The sequence below is a fragment of the Comamonas odontotermitis genome (assembly GCF_040396735.1).
GTDB classification, from domain to species: domain Bacteria; phylum Pseudomonadota; class Gammaproteobacteria; order Burkholderiales; family Burkholderiaceae_C; genus Comamonas; species Comamonas odontotermitis_C.
The window spans coordinates 216,612-230,901 of record NZ_JBEBNZ010000002.1 but is presented as its reverse complement, the minus strand read 5'-3'; the positions used below and the strand labels follow the sequence as shown (position 1 = coordinate 230,901).

Genomic DNA, 14,290 nt, shown 5'->3' with positions numbered 1-14,290 from the left:
ACGGATTTGAGATAAAGAAATCAAAGGATGGTGGTTTCATCCGGGGTAATTTCGGCGCATTTCGGCATTGGTGCGGTGCATGTGTATTCCGGAGTTGCTATCTTTTTTGTAGTTCTTTTTGACGCTATATGGTTGTATTGGCCGATGCCGGGTGCTGTGAATTTTGTAACATTTAAAGAATGATTTTGTTACAAAAAAATCAAAATGTGCAACCACTGATAAGCCAATTTTGGCAGTTTGCCGGCGGATGGCATGGCTTGCTTGGCCAAAGGTGTCTTTTGCTGCAAATAGACAGCGCGTTGACGTAATGGGTGCCTGAGCAGCAGTTTGCCCGGCCTCCAGGCGCAAAAAAGCCCCGGCGCGCGGGGCTTTCGGGGCGTGGGGGCAATGTGGTGCAGGCATTCAATGCCCGGTTTTCGCCCCGTGGGCAGGGCCTGCAGCAGGGTGCAGGATGCGATCTGTCCAGGCGATGGCAATGGCCGAGAGCAGGAACACCACATGGATGATGGTCTGCCACATCAGTACCTTCTCGCTGTAGTTGGCCGCGTTGATGAAGGTCTTGAGCAGATGGATGGAACTGATGCCAATGATGGACAGGCCTAGCTTGACCTTGAGCACTGACGCATTCACATGGCCCAGCCATTCGGGCTGATCCGGGTGGCGGTAGAGATGCATGCGACTCACAAAAGTTTCGTAGCCGCCCACAATCACCATGATGAGCAGGTTGGAGATCATCACCACGTCGATCAGGCCCAGTACCACCAGCATGATCACGGTTTCGTTGAGCGAGGTGATCTGTACTTCGGGCGAGTAGCCGACGGAGGTGACGAGGATGCGCAGGGCCTCCTGGTTGCCGAAGGCGGCCTCCACCAGATGGAGCAGTTCGACGAGGAAATGCCAGACATAGACCAGCTGGGCCACGATCAGGCCCAGGTACAGCGGCAACTGCAACCAGCGGCTGGCAAAAATGATCGCTGGCAAGGGGCGCAGGGGAGCGTTTTCAGGAAGAGACATGGAGCAGTGGATCGAAGTTGCGAAAAACTTCCTTCGCCTGCCTGAACGGTGAAATGAATGGTTGTGGCAGCAGGCGGCGCACAAGGCGCAAGTCTCATGGCCCGGTACAACCAAGCCATGCCCGCTGGTACATGCAGCAAAAGAGCGTCGCGCATTGTAGCGAGCGTGAGGAGGCGACGGCCAAGAAATTTGCCGCTCGCCCTGGGGAATGCAGGGCGGAACGTCCGCGCAGATGGCAGGTCGTGCATTCCGCCTGTATCAGGAGATGAGCATTTCCCCATATGAAAAACCGCTGATTGCTATCAAAGGATGAGCTAAAAGCGGATAAACGGGTACTGCACTGACTGCAATGAAAGCCAAACTCCCGCGCAGTCACTGCTTGTCAGATGCTTGTAAGTGCCAGGGTCCACAGTAGCGGCCAGTTTCATACCTACAATGGTTGCAAAGGAGACAAAGCAATGACCGCAAATTCCCAAGGCACGATTGAGTCCGTATTGGTAGAAAACCGCGTGTTCCCGCCGCCTGCATCGGTGTCGGCCACGGCCCGTATCGGCAGCATGGATGCATACCATGCGCTGTGCCAGGAGGCCGAGCAGGATTTTGAAGGCTTCTGGGCCAAGCGCGCCAAGGAGCATGTGCAGTGGACCAAGCCCTTCACCCAGGTGCTGGACCAGAGCAACCCACCATTCTTCAAGTGGTTCCATGACGGCGAGCTGAACGTCAGCGCCAACTGCCTGGACAGGCACATCGGCACCCCGGTCGAGCAAAAGACCGCCATCATTTTCGAAGCCGACGACGGCGCAGTTACCAAGGTCACCTACAAGGAGTTGCTGGCGCGCGTGGGTGCGTTTGCCAATGCGCTCAAGGCCCAGGGTGTGCAAAAAGGCGACCGGGTGCTGATCTACATGCCGATGACGGTCGAAGGCATTGTGGCCATGCAGGCCTGTGCCCGCATTGGCGCAACGCACTCGGTGGTGTTCGGCGGCTTCTCGGCCAAGGCGGTGAACGAGCGCGTGATCGACGCGGGCGCCGTGGTCATCGTCACAGCCAACTACCAGATGCGTGGCGGCAAGGAATTGCCGCTCAAGGCGATTGTGGACGATGCCCTGGCCATGGGCGGATGCGAATCGGTGAAAAAGGTGCTGGTGTTCGAGCGCACCGCATCGGCCTGGAACAAGGTGGAAGGCCGCGATGTGACCTTTGCCGAGGCGCTGGACGGCCAGAGCAGCGATTGCTCGCCCGTGCCGGTGAATGCAGAGCACCCGCTCTTCATCCTGTACACCAGTGGTTCCACCGGCAAGCCAAAAGGGGTGCAGCATGCCTCGGGCGGTTATGTGCTGTGGGCGAAGATGACGATGGAGTGGACGTTCGATCTCAAACCATCTGACGTATTCTGGTGCACGGCTGACATCGGCTGGATCACCGGCCACACCTATATCGCCTACGGCCCGCTCGCTGCAGGCGCCACCCAGGTGGTGTTCGAGGGCGTGCCTACCTACCCGGATGCAGGCCGTTTCTGGCAGATGATCGAGCGCCATGGCGTGAGCATCTTCTATACAGCACCCACGGCGATCCGCTCGCTGATCAAGGCTGCCGATTCGGATGCAAAGGTGCACCCCAGAAACTGGAACCTGGGCAGCTTGCGCATCCTCGGCTCGGTGGGCGAGCCCATCAACCCCGAAGCCTGGATGTGGTACTACAAGAACGTGGGCGGCGAGCGCTGCCCGATTGTCGACACCTTCTGGCAGACCGAAAACGGCGGCCATGTCATCACCCCGCTGCCAGGGGCAACCCCGCTGGTTCCCGGCAGCTGCACCTTGCCGCTGCCCGGCATCATGGCCAAGATCGTGGACGAGACCGGCAAGGAGCTGCCCAATGGTACGGGCGGCATTTTGGTCATCTCCAAGCCCTGGCCGTCGATGATCCGCACGATCTGGAACGACCCCGAGCGTTTCAAGAAAGCCTATTTCCCTGAAGAGATGGGTGGCAGCATCTACTTGGCAGGTGACGGCGCTGTGCGCGATGCCAGGACGGGCTACTTCCGAATCACCGGCCGTATTGACGACGTGCTGAACGTGTCGGGCCACCGCATGGGCACCATGGAGATCGAATCGGCACTCGTCTCCAAAACCGATCTGGTGGCCGAAGCGGCCGTGGTGGGCCGCCCGGACGACATGACCGGCGAGGCCATCTGCGCCTTCGTGGTGCTCAAGCGCGCCCGCCCCACCGGCGAGGAGGCCAAGCAGATTGCCAAGGAACTGCGTGACTGGGTGGCCAAGGAGATCGGCCCCATTGCCAAGCCCAAGGACATTCGCTTCGGCGACAACCTGCCCAAGACCCGCAGCGGCAAGATCATGCGCCGCCTGCTGCGCTCCATCGCCAAGGGTGAGGCCATCACCCAAGACACCAGCACCCTGGAGAATCCGGCCATTCTGGAACAGTTGTCCGAGAACAACTGATCCCCATGGCAAGGGAAGCGGCAAAAAGACCTCTCTTGGGGGGCGACGCCCGCACGCTTCCAGCCCGGCTTTGCCGGGCTTTTTTGCGTCCGCGAACGAGAAATCAGGCTAAATTGGTTTCCAGCGCCCAGCCAGAAAGCGCTTTATAGGCAAAAATAATAGCAAACATCCGCTTGCAAACCGCTCCATTGGCTGACATGACGAGAGCCGTAGCTGCGTGGTAAGGTTGCCGCATTGCACAACGACAACCATGTATTGCCATGCGAACCATTCTTCTTCTCATCATCGCCGTGCTGATCGGCGGTCTGGCTGCGCTCAATTGGGAGACGCTTTCCACTCCGTCTGAGGTCAATCTGGGCCTGTCGGTCATCCATGCACCCCTGGGCGTGCTGATGCTGGGGCTGACGGTGCTGCTATGTGTGCTGTTTGTGGCCTATGTATTGTCGATGCAGGGCTCGGTGCTGCTGGAAGCGCGCCGCCACAACAAGGAAATGGCTGCGCAGCGCGAACTGGCCGACAGGGCCGAGGCATCGCGGTTCACCGAGCTGCGCCAGGTGCTGGAACGCCAGCACGCCGACGGCCAGACTGCCCTGATGGTGCGCCTTGCCGAGCTGGAATCGCACCTGATTGCCCGCGCACAGGAGTCTGACAACAGCAATGCGGCCTATCTGGGGCAGCTGGAAGACCATATGCGCCACAGCGATACGGGATCACGCAGCCTGCTGTAAACAGGTTCTAAGATCGCCATGCCATCGGCCATCGGCCTGGGGTCGTTGACTGATAAAAAGATCATAAAAGAAGCCACCGCGAGCGGTGGCTTTGTTTTTTTTGCCTGGGGCCAGATAAATAAGCGCTGAATGCTACTTATCGAATAGCAATCGAGTCTGGGGCACCTGATGGCAAAGGGCTTACTTGAGGGACAGCACCCAGTTGGCCAGCGTCTTGGCTTCTGCTTCGCTCACCTGCGTATTGGCAGGCATGGGCACAGGGCCCCAGACGCCGGAGCTGCCCTTCATGATCTTCTGTGCCAGCATGTCGGCAGCGCCCGCCTGACCGCCGAACTTCTTGGCGATATCCTTGAAGGCGGGGCCGACCACCTTTTTATCCACCGAGTGGCAAGCCATGCAGTTCTTGGACTGGGCCAGCGCCTGATCTGCCCACGCAGGGGCACTGGCGCTCAGGGCCAGTGCCGTGGCAATCAGAATACGTTTCATCGTGCAATCTCCTTGGTATGGGGTACATTTCATTCTAATGCTCCCAGCGCTGGAGCATGCCCGCTGTGGGCAATTGCACGTGTAGGAGGGGATTGCAATGTATTTTCTGATTCTGGGGGTCGTGCTTTTGTTGCTGAAGTACCTGGAAATCGGCCCGGTGGCAGCCTGGTCGTGGACGGTGGTTCTGGCGCCTTTTGCCTTGGCTGTTCTATGGTGGGCCTGGGCCGACTGGTCTGGCTACACCAAACGCAAGGAGATGGAGAAGGAAGACCAGAGAAAGGCGGCCCGCATTGCCAAGGCCAAGGAAGCCATGGGGCAGGGGCCGCGCCGCCGCTAGGCCCATTTCGCCATACGATGTATCCATGCAGAACCGCCTTCGGGCGGTTTTTTGTTGCGCGCCACCCGACGGGGCGTGTCTTTGGGCGGGTATTCAAGGAACCCGAGCGTCATACAGATGCTTTGTAGTGCGCCATAATCAGACTCTGCACTGGCGCGCACTCAAGAGGTTCACGCCGACTTGCCCCGCTGGCTGCGGGCCTACCGCCGCAGGCAGCCCTTCGCAAGACAGGCTTATTCTCATCGATCATCTGTTTTCCCGAGTACCACGATGCCCGCATACCGTTCCAAAACCTCTACCGCCGGTCGCAATATGGCTGGCGCCCGCTCGCTGTGGCGCGCCACCGGCATGAAGGATGGCGACTTCTCCAAGCCGATCATCGCCGTCGTCAATTCGTTCACCCAGTTCGTTCCAGGCCACGTGCACCTGAAGGACCTGGGTCAGCTCGTAGCCCGTGAGATCGAGGCTGCAGGCGGTGTTGCCAAGGAATTCAACACCATTGCCGTGGACGACGGCATTGCCATGGGCCACGACGGCATGCTGTATTCGCTGCCCAGCCGCGAAGTCATCGCCGACTCGGTCGAATACATGGTCAACGCGCACTGCGCCGACGCCATGGTGTGCATCTCCAATTGCGACAAGATCACCCCTGGCATGCTGATGGCCGCCATGCGCCTGAACATTCCGGTCGTGTTCGTCTCTGGCGGCCCGATGGAAGCAGGCAAGGTGCGTCTGGCAGTGCCTGCGGCAGACGGCAGCAAGACGATTCAGATCAAGAAGCTCGATCTGGTCGACGCCATGGTGATGGCTGCGGACAGCAATGTCAGTGATGCGGATGTGGCCGAAGTCGAACGCTCGGCCTGCCCCACCTGTGGCTCCTGCTCCGGCATGTTCACCGCCAATTCGATGAACTGCCTGGCTGAAGCCCTGGGCCTGGCATTGCCCGGTAACGGCACGGTGGTGGCAACGCACTCCGACCGGGAGCAGCTCTTCAAGCGCGCAGGCCGCCTGGCGGTGGAACTGTGCCAGCGTTACTACGAGCAGGAAGACGAGACCGTGCTGCCGCGCTCGGTGGGTTTCAAGGCATTTGAGAATGCCATGACGCTGGACATCGCCATGGGCGGCTCGACCAACACCATCCTGCACCTGTTGGCGATTGCGCAGGAAGCGGGCATCGACTTCACGATGACCGACATCGACCGCATGTCGCGCACGGTGCCGCAGCTGTGCAAGGTGGCGCCCAATACCAACAAGTACCACATCGAAGACGTGCATCGCGCAGGGGGCATCATGGCGATCCTCGGCGAGTTGGATCGCGCCGGCAAGCTGCACACCGATGTACCCACGGTACATGCCAAGACCATGAAGGATGGCCTCGACCAGTGGGACATCGTCCGCACACAGGACGACGCTGTGCGAACCTTCTACATGGCGGGCCCCGCAGGCATTCCCACGCAGGTGGCCTTCAGCCAGAGCACACGCTGGCCGAGCCTGGATCTGGACCGTGCCGAGGGCTGCATCCGCTCGTACGAACATGCCTTCTCCAAGGAAGGGGGCCTCGCCGTGCTGCGTGGCAATATCGCGCTCGATGGCTGCGTGGTGAAGACCGCCGGTGTCGATGACTCCATCCTGGTGTTCGAAGGCTCGGCCCACGTGGTCGAGTCGCAGGACGAGGCCGTGGAGAACATCCTGAGCGACAAGGTCAAGGCGGGCGATGTGGTGGTTGTGCGCTACGAAGGCCCCAAGGGCGGCCCTGGCATGCAGGAGATGCTCTACCCCACCAGCTACATCAAGTCCAAGGGTCTGGGCAAAGCCTGTGCGCTGCTGACCGATGGCCGTTTTTCGGGTGGTACTTCAGGCCTGTCCATCGGCCACTGCTCGCCAGAAGCGGCAGCTGGCGGCGCCATCGGCTTGGTGCAGAACGGCGACAAGATTCGCATCGACATTCCCAACCGCACCATCAATGTGCTGGTGAGCGATGAAGAACTGGCCAAGCGCCGCGAAGCGCAGAATGCGCTGGGCTGGAAACCTGCCAAGGCGCGTCCTCGCCAGGTGTCCACTGCTCTCAAGGCCTACGCCAAGCTGGTCACGTCTGCAGACAAGGGGGCCGTGCGCGATATCTCGCTGCTGGACTGAGGCCCTTCGTCCTCAATGAAAAGCCGCCCCGGGCACAGGCCTGGGGCGGCTTTTCTGTTGCTGTGCGGTTTTTGAGGCATGAAGCTGCCAACCGCACTTAACCGCACTTGTCGCCTCGCTCGCCTGCGCACTACCAATGCAGGCAGATCTTGCCCAAGTGCTGCGCGCTGATCTGGTGTGCAAACGCATCTGCCATCTGTGCCAGCGGGTAGCTGCTGTCGATCACCGGGCGCAGGGGCAGGTGGTCGAGTGCGCGTACCAGATCCTGCTGGTGCTCGCGGCTGCCGACGATCAGGCCCTGGAGGGTCTGCTGCTTGCGCATCAGCTCTACCGTGGGCACGTCGCCGGCAAAGCCGGTCAGCACGCCGATCAGCGCGATGTGGCCGCCCGGGGTGCAGGCACGGATGGATTGCGGCAAGGTGCCCGGGCCGCCCACTTCGACCACAATGTCCGCGCCGCGCCCGCCAGTGGCGGCCAGTACGGCATCGCCCCATTGGGGTTGGTCGCGGTAGTTGATGACTTCATGGGCGCCTAATGCACGCAGGCGCTCTGCCTTGGCGGCGCTCGAGGTGGTTGCAATCACCCGCGCGCCCATGGCGTGGGCCAGTTGCAGTGCAAAAATCGACACCCCGCCAGTGCCCAGCACCAGCACGGTTTGACCGGCTTCGAGGCGGCCATCCACCACCAGGGCGCGCCAGGCGGTGAGACCTGCCGTGGTCAGCGTGGCAGCCTCTTCATGCGTATAGCCTTTGGGGGCACGGGTAAAGGCGGTGGCAGCCATGGTGACTTGTTCGCGTGCAAACCCATCCACGCCATCGCCAGGCACGGTGGCAAAAGTCGATGGCACCTGCCTGCCCGATTGCCACAGCGGGAAGAAGCAGGAAACCACCGCATCGCCCACAGCAAATTCGGACACCCCTTCACCCACGGCGGTGACAACACCCGCGCCGTCGGCCATGGGGATGCGGCCATCGGCCGTTGGCGAACGCCCGGCGACGATGGCGAGGTCGTGGTAGTTGAGGGAGCTGGCGTGCAGACGCACCTGGATCTCTCCGGCGCGAGGCGCCGCAGGCGCTGGCAGGTCGACCAGTTGCAGCCGGTCAAGGCCGCCGGGGGCCGCAAGTTGCATGGCTTTCATGGAATTCCTCTTTCATCAGTTTGGATGGCAGGGGCTGCACAACACAGCCGCCCGGCCATCATGCAAGCCATGGCCTCACAATGCCAGAACCAACATATTTGTGGTCTAGTATTAAAAATGTAAGTAATGCATGTCCATTGACTTGCGGCTAGTATCGGGCGATTGCAATGCAACAGTGTGGAGATGTGATGAAACGATTGAACAGCAAAAGCGGTTGCGCAGTAGAGGTAACGCTTTCGGTCATGGGCGGCACCTGGAAGCCCATTGTGCTGTTCCACCTGTTGCATGGCACCAAGCGTTTCAGTGAGCTTTCGCGTGCCATTCCCAATGTCACGCAACGCATGCTGACCTTGCAACTGCGCGAGCTGGAAGAGGCTGGCATCGTGGCACGTACCGTATACGCTGAAGTACCCCCGCGCGTGGACTATGCGCTGACCGACATGGGGCGCAGCCTGGAGCCTGTACTGACTGCCATGCGCGACTGGGGGCTAGGCTATGCACACACCCAGGGGGGTGAGCAGGTGCAGAGCGTGCAGGCGCGCTGCGCAGCCTGAGCTGTGCTGAATAGGGCATAGACGTCTACGTACTGAGCGTTAATGCTATTAAAAATATAGCTAAATGGTAATACGGTCATTGACTGCAGGTTTGGTGATAATGCCTCGGTTGCATCTTCTCCCCGGAATCTGCCTTCCATGATCTTCCGCCTGCCTTTGCTGCCCTTGGCGCGGCGCCAATTCCTGTGCCATGCCGCAGTGTTGTCCTTTCTGACGGGAGGGGCCACCACCTACGCACTGGCGCAAAACAAGCCTGCCTACCCGCGCCAGCCCGTCAAACTGGTGGTGCCGTTTGCGCCCGGTGGGTCAACGGACATCGTGGCCCGCGTCATCGCCGATGCCATGCGTGGCCCGTTGGGGCAGCCTGTGGTGGTGGAAAACAAGGCAGGCGCTGCCGGACTGATCGGCGCAGAAGCCGTGGCACGTGCGCAGCCCGATGGCTACACCATTGGCGTGGGAACCATCAGTACCCTGGCCGTCAATACCGTGGTGCTGAAAAGCGCCCGCCATGACCCGCTGCGCGACTTTGCTCCCATCACCACGCTGGCCCAGATTCCCTCCGTGTTCTCCACCCATCCCAGTCTGGGTGTCGGTGATCTGCAGAGTTTCATCGCCACCATGCGCGCCCGGCCGGATCACTACACGATTGGCTCTGCAGGCGTGGGCTCCATTGGTCACTTGATCGCTGAGTCGATGAACGCCGAGTTGGGCATTCGCATGCGCCATATTCCTTACAAGGGCCAGGGGCCGGTGGTGAACAGTGCGCTGGCGGGTGAGACGCAGGTGCTGAGCGACCAGTACCCGTCATCGAGCAGCCTGGTGCAGTCGGGCAGGCTGGTGCCGTTTGCGGTGGCTGCGCAGCAGCGCCTGCCCACCCTGCCGCAGGTGCCCACGCTGGCAGAGGCTGGCTACCCTGCGCTCAATCGCCTGGCCATCACCTGGTTTGGCCTGGTGGCACCAGCAGGCACCCCGCAAAATGTGGTCGATACGCTGAACCAGGCTGCGCGTGATGCCTTGAAAACCCCCGCCGTGCGTGAGCGCCTCGCGCAACTCGGCGTGCAACCATTGGGGGGAACACCTGCGCAATTTGCACAGTTGATTGCCCAAACCCGCAGCCAGGTGGAGCAATTGGTGGAGCAGCGCAGGATTCCGATGGAATGACCGCGCAGCACCTGTGCCGGGCTCGTTCATGAAGATTTGGTAATGTACGTATAAACCCCTGGTCATTTGCCCCATCACGGCCTACAATCCGCGCCGAACCAGTTGAAAAGGAGTTGTCCTGTGGACGTACCAAGTTGTTGGCCAGCCGCCAACGCACCACAGGCAAGGTAACCGCAAACGCCTCAGCTTTGCGTGCTGCCTTGCCAATCAGGCGGGCAGCCTGCGAATCCCTGTCGCTACCCTTGTGTAGCGCACAGCTTTCGCTTGCATCCCATTCCAAAAAAACGATCCAGCAACAGGCATGGCGGAGCGCTGCCGTGCGCTGGACAAGGGAGCGAACCATGCAAAAACGCAAGTTGTTGCGCGCTTGCAGCCGCCGTTTTTCGTCGCAGCCTGTGCGGCTTGCGCAGCGGCTGCGTCCTGCACGCCTGCCGCGCGGTGCTGTACGTCTCGTGCATCGCGGCATGTGCCGCAAGCCGCTGCATGCGCTGGCTGCAGCGCTGGATCCTTTCAGTACCCATTCCGTTCCCTGATCGGGCATGGATGACGGGCAGGGCCATGGCGCCTTGCCGACGGTCTCCATCGCTGGGGCTTGTTCCACACATGTCCCGCTGATCAAGGAATGGAGTAACCCCTTCTTTGCGCGCCCCGCACGGCTGCATGCCGCTTGCCTGCGCGCTTCATGACTGAGCTTGCCTGGGGTGCGGCTGCGCCGTGCCCGGCACCACATTGCTTGAAGGAGGGTGGCCATGTTGACCACGCTGAAAAACGGATTCGTGAACTTTCTGCGCTCGCGCCACTGGGCCGAGCATTTCCGCCGCATTCCCATGCTCGATCAACTGGCCAAGGCGCCAGCGGATCTGCGCGTGCCTGCTGCTTTGGGCGACCGCCTGCGCGCAGCCGCACTGGCTGCAGAAGCAGAACTGCTGCAGGGCCTGAACAGTGCCGCCGATGGCCTGGATGCGACCCAGGTGGACGCTGCGCGCGCCAAGGCGGGCTGGAACACCATCGCCCAGGACCGGCCCATGTCTGCGGGCGAACATCTGTGGCTGTGTTTTCGCACGCCGTTCAATATTCTGCTGACCTTGCTGGCCATCGTGTCCTGGGTGACGGATGATTTCAAGGGCACGGTCGTCATCGGCAGCATGGTACTGCTCTCCACGGTGCTGCGCTTCTGGCAGGAGGGGCGTGCCAACAAGGCCGCAGCCTCGCTGCAGGCGATGGTGTCCAATACGGCGACGGTGTTGCGCCGCAGGGCTCTGGACGAAGATGAGCCCTCTGATGCACGCCCATCGGGGTTCCCCACCGCGCCCGCCGCGCTGGAGCTGCCGGTGCGCGAGCTGGTGCCGGGAGACATCATCAAGCTGTCTGCTGGCGATATGGTGCCCGCCGATTGCCGCCTGTTGCAGGCCAAGGATCTGTTTTTGGCCCAGTCGGCGATGACGGGCGAATCAATGCCGGTCGAGAAGTTTGCCCAGTTGCAGGGCGCAGACCAGAGCAATCCGGTGGATCTGGACAACATCGTCTTCATGGGCACGAACGTAGTGTCGGGCGCGGGCACGGCGGTGGTGGTGGCGACGGGCAACAGCACCTATCTGGGGGCGCTGGCAGGGCGCGCCACGGCCATGGACCGGGCGCCGACCGCATTTCAGACCGGCGTCAACAAGGTCAGCTGGGTGCTGATCCGTTTCATGCTTGTCATGGTGCCGCTCGTGTTTGCCATCAACGGCTTCACCAAGGGCGACTGGACTGAGGCGCTGCTGTTTGCGCTGTCGGTGGCGGTAGGCCTTACGCCCGAGATGCTGCCGATGATCGTGACCGCCACGCTCGCCAAGGGCGCGGTGTTCCTGTCGCGCAAGCAGGTCATCGTCAAACGGCTGGATGCCATCCAGAACTTCGGTGCCATGGATGTGCTGTGCACGGACAAGACCGGCACGCTGACGCAAGACAAGATTTTTCTGGCGCGCCATCTGGACGCCTGGGGCGATGAGTCGCACCACGTGCTGGACATGGCCTACCTCAACAGCTACTACCAGACCGGCCTGAAGAACCTGCTGGACGTTGCCGTGCTGGAGCATGCCGAGCTGCAGGACGTGGTGTGCAACTATGCCAAGGTGGACGAGATTCCCTTCGACTTCGTGCGGCGGCGCATGTCGGTGGTGGTGAGCGACGGCAGCGGACATCACCTTCTCATCACCAAGGGGGCTGTGGACGAAATTCTGCAGGTATGCGCCTCGGTGCATGCGGCGGGCGCCGTGCTGCCGCTCGATGAGGGCCTGCGCAGCCGCATTGTGGCGGTGACTGAGGAGCTGAACAACCAGGGCCTGCGCGTGGTGGCCGTGGCCACGCGCGAGAGCGCTGCCAGTCAGCAAAGCTACGGTGTGGCCGATGAGGCTGGCATGGTGCTGTGTGGCTTTGTGGCCTTCATCGATCCGCCCAAGGAGAGCACGGCTCCCGCCTTGCAGGCGTTGACGCAGCACGGTGTGCACATCAAGGTGCTGACGGGGGACAATGCAGCCGTCACGGCCAAGGTCTGCAAGGAAGTGGGCATCACCGAGCAAACCATGGTGCTGGGCGGCGATGTGGAGCGCATGGACGATGCGGAGCTGGCCCAGGCCGTGGAGACCCACAACATCTTTGCCAAGCTGAGCCCGGCGCACAAGGAGCGCATCGTGCGCATGCTCAAGGCCAATGGCCATGTGGTGGGGTTTCTGGGGGATGGCATCAACGATGCTGCGGCACTGCGCGCGGCCGACATCGGCATCTCGGTCGATACAGCCGTTGACGTGGCCAAGGAAGCGGCAGACATCATCCTTCTGGAAAAGAGCCTGATGGTGCTGGAGCAGGGCGTGCAGGAGGGCAGACGCACCTTTGCCAACATGCTCAAGTACATCAAGATGACGGCCAGCTCCAACTTCGGCAATGTGTTCTCGGTACTGGTGGCGAGCGCCTTCATTCCGTTTCTGCCCATGCTGCCGCTGCAATTGCTGGTGCAGAACCTGGTGTATGACCTGTCGCAGACCGCAATTCCCTTCGACCATGTGGATGAAGAGCTGATTGCCCGCCCGCAGCGCTGGAACCCTGCGGACATTGGCCGCTTCATGGTGTTCTTCGGCCCCATCAGCTCGGTGTTCGACATCCTGACCTTTGTGCTGATGTGGAAGGTGTTCGATGCCAACACGCCGGAGAAGCAGACCCTGTTTCAGTCGGGCTGGTTTGTCGTGGGGCTGCTCACGCAGTCGCTGATCGTGCACATGATCCGCACGGCGCGCATTCCATTCATCCAGAGCCGCGCGGCATGGCCGGTGATTCTGATGACGCTGGCCGTGATGGCCATCGGTATTTTTCTGCCCATGGGGCCGCTGGCCTCGCATTTCAAGCTGGAGGCCTTGCCCGGTTCGTACTTCGTGTACCTGGTGCTGATCGTGCTGGCCTACATGGGTCTCACGCAGGTCATGAAGAAATGGTATATCCGTCGCTTTGGCTGGCAATGAATGCCACATGTTGCCTGTAAGTAAACGATGGTGAGAGACAAGAGGGGATCACGACAGTGGAAGCTTTGAAGTTCATGCAGCTCGATTCGCTGCTCAATACCTTGCTCAGCCTGGTCACGGCCTTTGCGCTGGGCACCTTGATCGGCCTGGAGCGCCAGTACCGCCAGCGCACGGCGGGGCTGCGCACCAATGTGCTGGTGGCCGTGGGGGCGGCGATTTTTGTCGACAGTGCCAACACCATTGCCGGGGCCGACGGCGCCGTGCGGGTGATGGCCTATGTAGTGTCTGGTATCGGCTTTCTGGGCGCTGGCGTCATCATGCGCGAAGAGGGCAATGTGCGCGGGCTGAACACTGCCGCCACCTTGTGGGGATCGGCGGCAGTGGGTGCAGCCGCCGGTGCCGACCTGATCGTGCAGGCTGTGATGGGCACGGTCATGGTGCTGGCAGCCAATACCTTGCTGCGCCCGCTGGTCAATGCCATCAACCGCAAACCGCTGGATGTGGTGTCCACCGAGGTGACGAACGCTGTCTTTGTGGTGGCCGAACGCCTGCACCAGCGCCTGGCCTTGGCCATGCTGCAGGATGTGCTGGAGCGTGGCGGCTATCCGCCAGGGGATATCGACATCAAACCTTTTGGCGACGAGGAAGTGGTGATCGAGGCGACACTGGCGGCGCAGTCCGTCCACGGTGATGAGCTGGATGCCCTGGTGCAGCAGCTGGCTGTCAAACCGGGTGTGCGCCAGGCCTTCTGGAGTCCCAGTACGAGAGACTGACGCAGGGGCG

At 61.2% G+C, this 14,290-nt stretch carries 13 protein-coding genes; 9 read left to right on the top strand and 4 right to left on the bottom strand.

Features of this window, described 5'->3' with window-relative positions:
* Positions 1-36: 36 nt before the first annotated feature.
* Entirely contained in the window at positions 37-402 is a 366-nt protein-coding gene (locus ACH2DG_RS03465; protein WP_395024306.1) for a hypothetical protein, read from the bottom strand.
* On the bottom strand, positions 403-1,014 hold the full coding sequence (locus ACH2DG_RS03460; protein ID WP_395024305.1) for a TIGR00645 family protein: 612 nt from the start codon (positions 1,012-1,014) through the stop codon (positions 403-405).
* Between the two features lie 458 nt (positions 1,015-1,472).
* Between ACH2DG_RS03460 and acs the strand changes: the two genes are divergently transcribed.
* On the top strand, positions 1,473-3,473 hold the full coding sequence (gene acs / locus ACH2DG_RS03455; RefSeq protein WP_395024304.1) for an acetate--CoA ligase: 2,001 nt from the start codon (positions 1,473-1,475) through the stop codon (positions 3,471-3,473).
* A gap of 254 nt (positions 3,474-3,727) precedes the next feature.
* Positions 3,728-4,201: a LapA family protein gene (locus ACH2DG_RS03450; RefSeq protein WP_395024408.1), complete on the top strand. Its 474-nt coding sequence runs from the start codon at positions 3,728-3,730 to the stop codon at positions 4,199-4,201.
* Between the two features lie 180 nt (positions 4,202-4,381).
* On the opposite strand, the gene ACH2DG_RS03445 is transcribed toward ACH2DG_RS03450, so the two are convergent.
* A complete protein-coding gene (locus tag ACH2DG_RS03445) occupies positions 4,382-4,687 on the bottom strand; it encodes a c-type cytochrome (RefSeq protein ID WP_224151703.1) in 306 nt (101 codons plus the stop codon).
* A gap of 97 nt (positions 4,688-4,784) precedes the next feature.
* On the opposite strand from ACH2DG_RS03445, the gene ACH2DG_RS03440 reads away from it, so the two are divergent.
* Both ACH2DG_RS03440 and ilvD read left to right on the top strand, forming a co-directional pair.
* Positions 4,785-5,024, top strand: coding sequence for a TIGR04438 family Trp-rich protein (locus ACH2DG_RS03440; RefSeq protein WP_395024303.1), 240 nt, complete (start codon positions 4,785-4,787; stop codon positions 5,022-5,024).
* 270 nt (positions 5,025-5,294) lie between these two features.
* Positions 5,295-7,160, top strand: a complete 1,866-nt coding sequence (gene ilvD / locus ACH2DG_RS03435; RefSeq protein ID WP_395024302.1) for a dihydroxy-acid dehydratase — start codon at positions 5,295-5,297, stop codon at positions 7,158-7,160.
* Positions 7,161-7,290: 130 nt separating this feature from the next.
* Here ilvD and ACH2DG_RS03430 read toward each other — a convergent pair whose 3' ends face one another.
* The gene (locus tag ACH2DG_RS03430; protein WP_395024301.1) at positions 7,291-8,298 is read right to left on the bottom strand and encodes an NAD(P)-dependent alcohol dehydrogenase; all 1,008 of its coding nucleotides are present in this window, start codon (positions 8,296-8,298) and stop codon (positions 7,291-7,293) included.
* Positions 8,299-8,486: 188 nt separating this feature from the next.
* Here ACH2DG_RS03430 and ACH2DG_RS03425 point away from each other — a divergent pair, with 188 nt between their 5' ends.
* The 5 genes from ACH2DG_RS03425 to ACH2DG_RS03405 all read left to right on the top strand — a co-directional run bounded on the left by ACH2DG_RS03425 (position 8,487) and on the right by ACH2DG_RS03405 (position 14,280).
* The gene (locus ACH2DG_RS03425; RefSeq protein WP_395024300.1) at positions 8,487-8,852 is read left to right on the top strand and encodes a winged helix-turn-helix transcriptional regulator; all 366 of its coding nucleotides are present in this window, start codon (positions 8,487-8,489) and stop codon (positions 8,850-8,852) included.
* A 138-nt stretch (positions 8,853-8,990) separates the two neighbouring features.
* Positions 8,991-10,013 carry a Bug family tripartite tricarboxylate transporter substrate binding protein gene (locus ACH2DG_RS03420; RefSeq protein ID WP_395024299.1) on the top strand — a complete coding sequence of 341 codons (1,023 nt, stop codon included), beginning with the start codon at positions 8,991-8,993 and terminating at the stop codon, positions 10,011-10,013.
* Between the two features lie 341 nt (positions 10,014-10,354).
* A complete protein-coding gene (locus tag ACH2DG_RS03415; RefSeq protein WP_395024298.1) occupies positions 10,355-10,546 on the top strand; it encodes a hypothetical protein in 192 nt (63 codons plus the stop codon).
* Positions 10,547-10,762: 216 nt separating this feature from the next.
* Positions 10,763-13,507, top strand: a complete 2,745-nt coding sequence (gene mgtA, locus ACH2DG_RS03410; RefSeq protein WP_395024297.1) for a magnesium-translocating P-type ATPase — start codon at positions 10,763-10,765, stop codon at positions 13,505-13,507.
* A gap of 56 nt (positions 13,508-13,563) precedes the next feature.
* Positions 13,564-14,280 carry an MgtC/SapB family protein gene (locus ACH2DG_RS03405; RefSeq protein ID WP_395024296.1) on the top strand — a complete coding sequence of 239 codons (717 nt, stop codon included), beginning with the start codon at positions 13,564-13,566 and terminating at the stop codon, positions 14,278-14,280.
* The last annotated feature ends 10 nt before the right edge of the window (positions 14,281-14,290 follow it).

Coding starts and splice junctions, on each gene's coding strand:
- ilvD (WP_395024302.1), top strand. CDS start 5,295: ATGCCCGCATACCGTTCCAAAACCTCTACCGCCGGTCGCAATATGGCT.
- ACH2DG_RS03460 (WP_395024305.1), bottom strand. CDS start 1,014: ATGTCTCTTCCTGAAAACGCTCCCCTGCGCCCCTTGCCAGCGATCATT.
- ACH2DG_RS03465 (WP_395024306.1), bottom strand. CDS start 402: ATGCCTGCACCACATTGCCCCCACGCCCCGAAAGCCCCGCGCGCCGGG.
- ACH2DG_RS03430 (WP_395024301.1), bottom strand. CDS start 8,298: ATGAAAGCCATGCAACTTGCGGCCCCCGGCGGCCTTGACCGGCTGCAA.
- mgtA (WP_395024297.1), top strand. CDS start 10,763: ATGTTGACCACGCTGAAAAACGGATTCGTGAACTTTCTGCGCTCGCGC.
- ACH2DG_RS03445 (WP_224151703.1), bottom strand. CDS start 4,687: ATGAAACGTATTCTGATTGCCACGGCACTGGCCCTGAGCGCCAGTGCC.
- ACH2DG_RS03425 (WP_395024300.1), top strand. CDS start 8,487: ATGAAACGATTGAACAGCAAAAGCGGTTGCGCAGTAGAGGTAACGCTT.
- acs (WP_395024304.1), top strand. CDS start 1,473: ATGACCGCAAATTCCCAAGGCACGATTGAGTCCGTATTGGTAGAAAAC.
- ACH2DG_RS03415 (WP_395024298.1), top strand. CDS start 10,355: ATGCAAAAACGCAAGTTGTTGCGCGCTTGCAGCCGCCGTTTTTCGTCG.
- ACH2DG_RS03420 (WP_395024299.1), top strand. CDS start 8,991: ATGATCTTCCGCCTGCCTTTGCTGCCCTTGGCGCGGCGCCAATTCCTG.
- ACH2DG_RS03440 (WP_395024303.1), top strand. CDS start 4,785: ATGTATTTTCTGATTCTGGGGGTCGTGCTTTTGTTGCTGAAGTACCTG.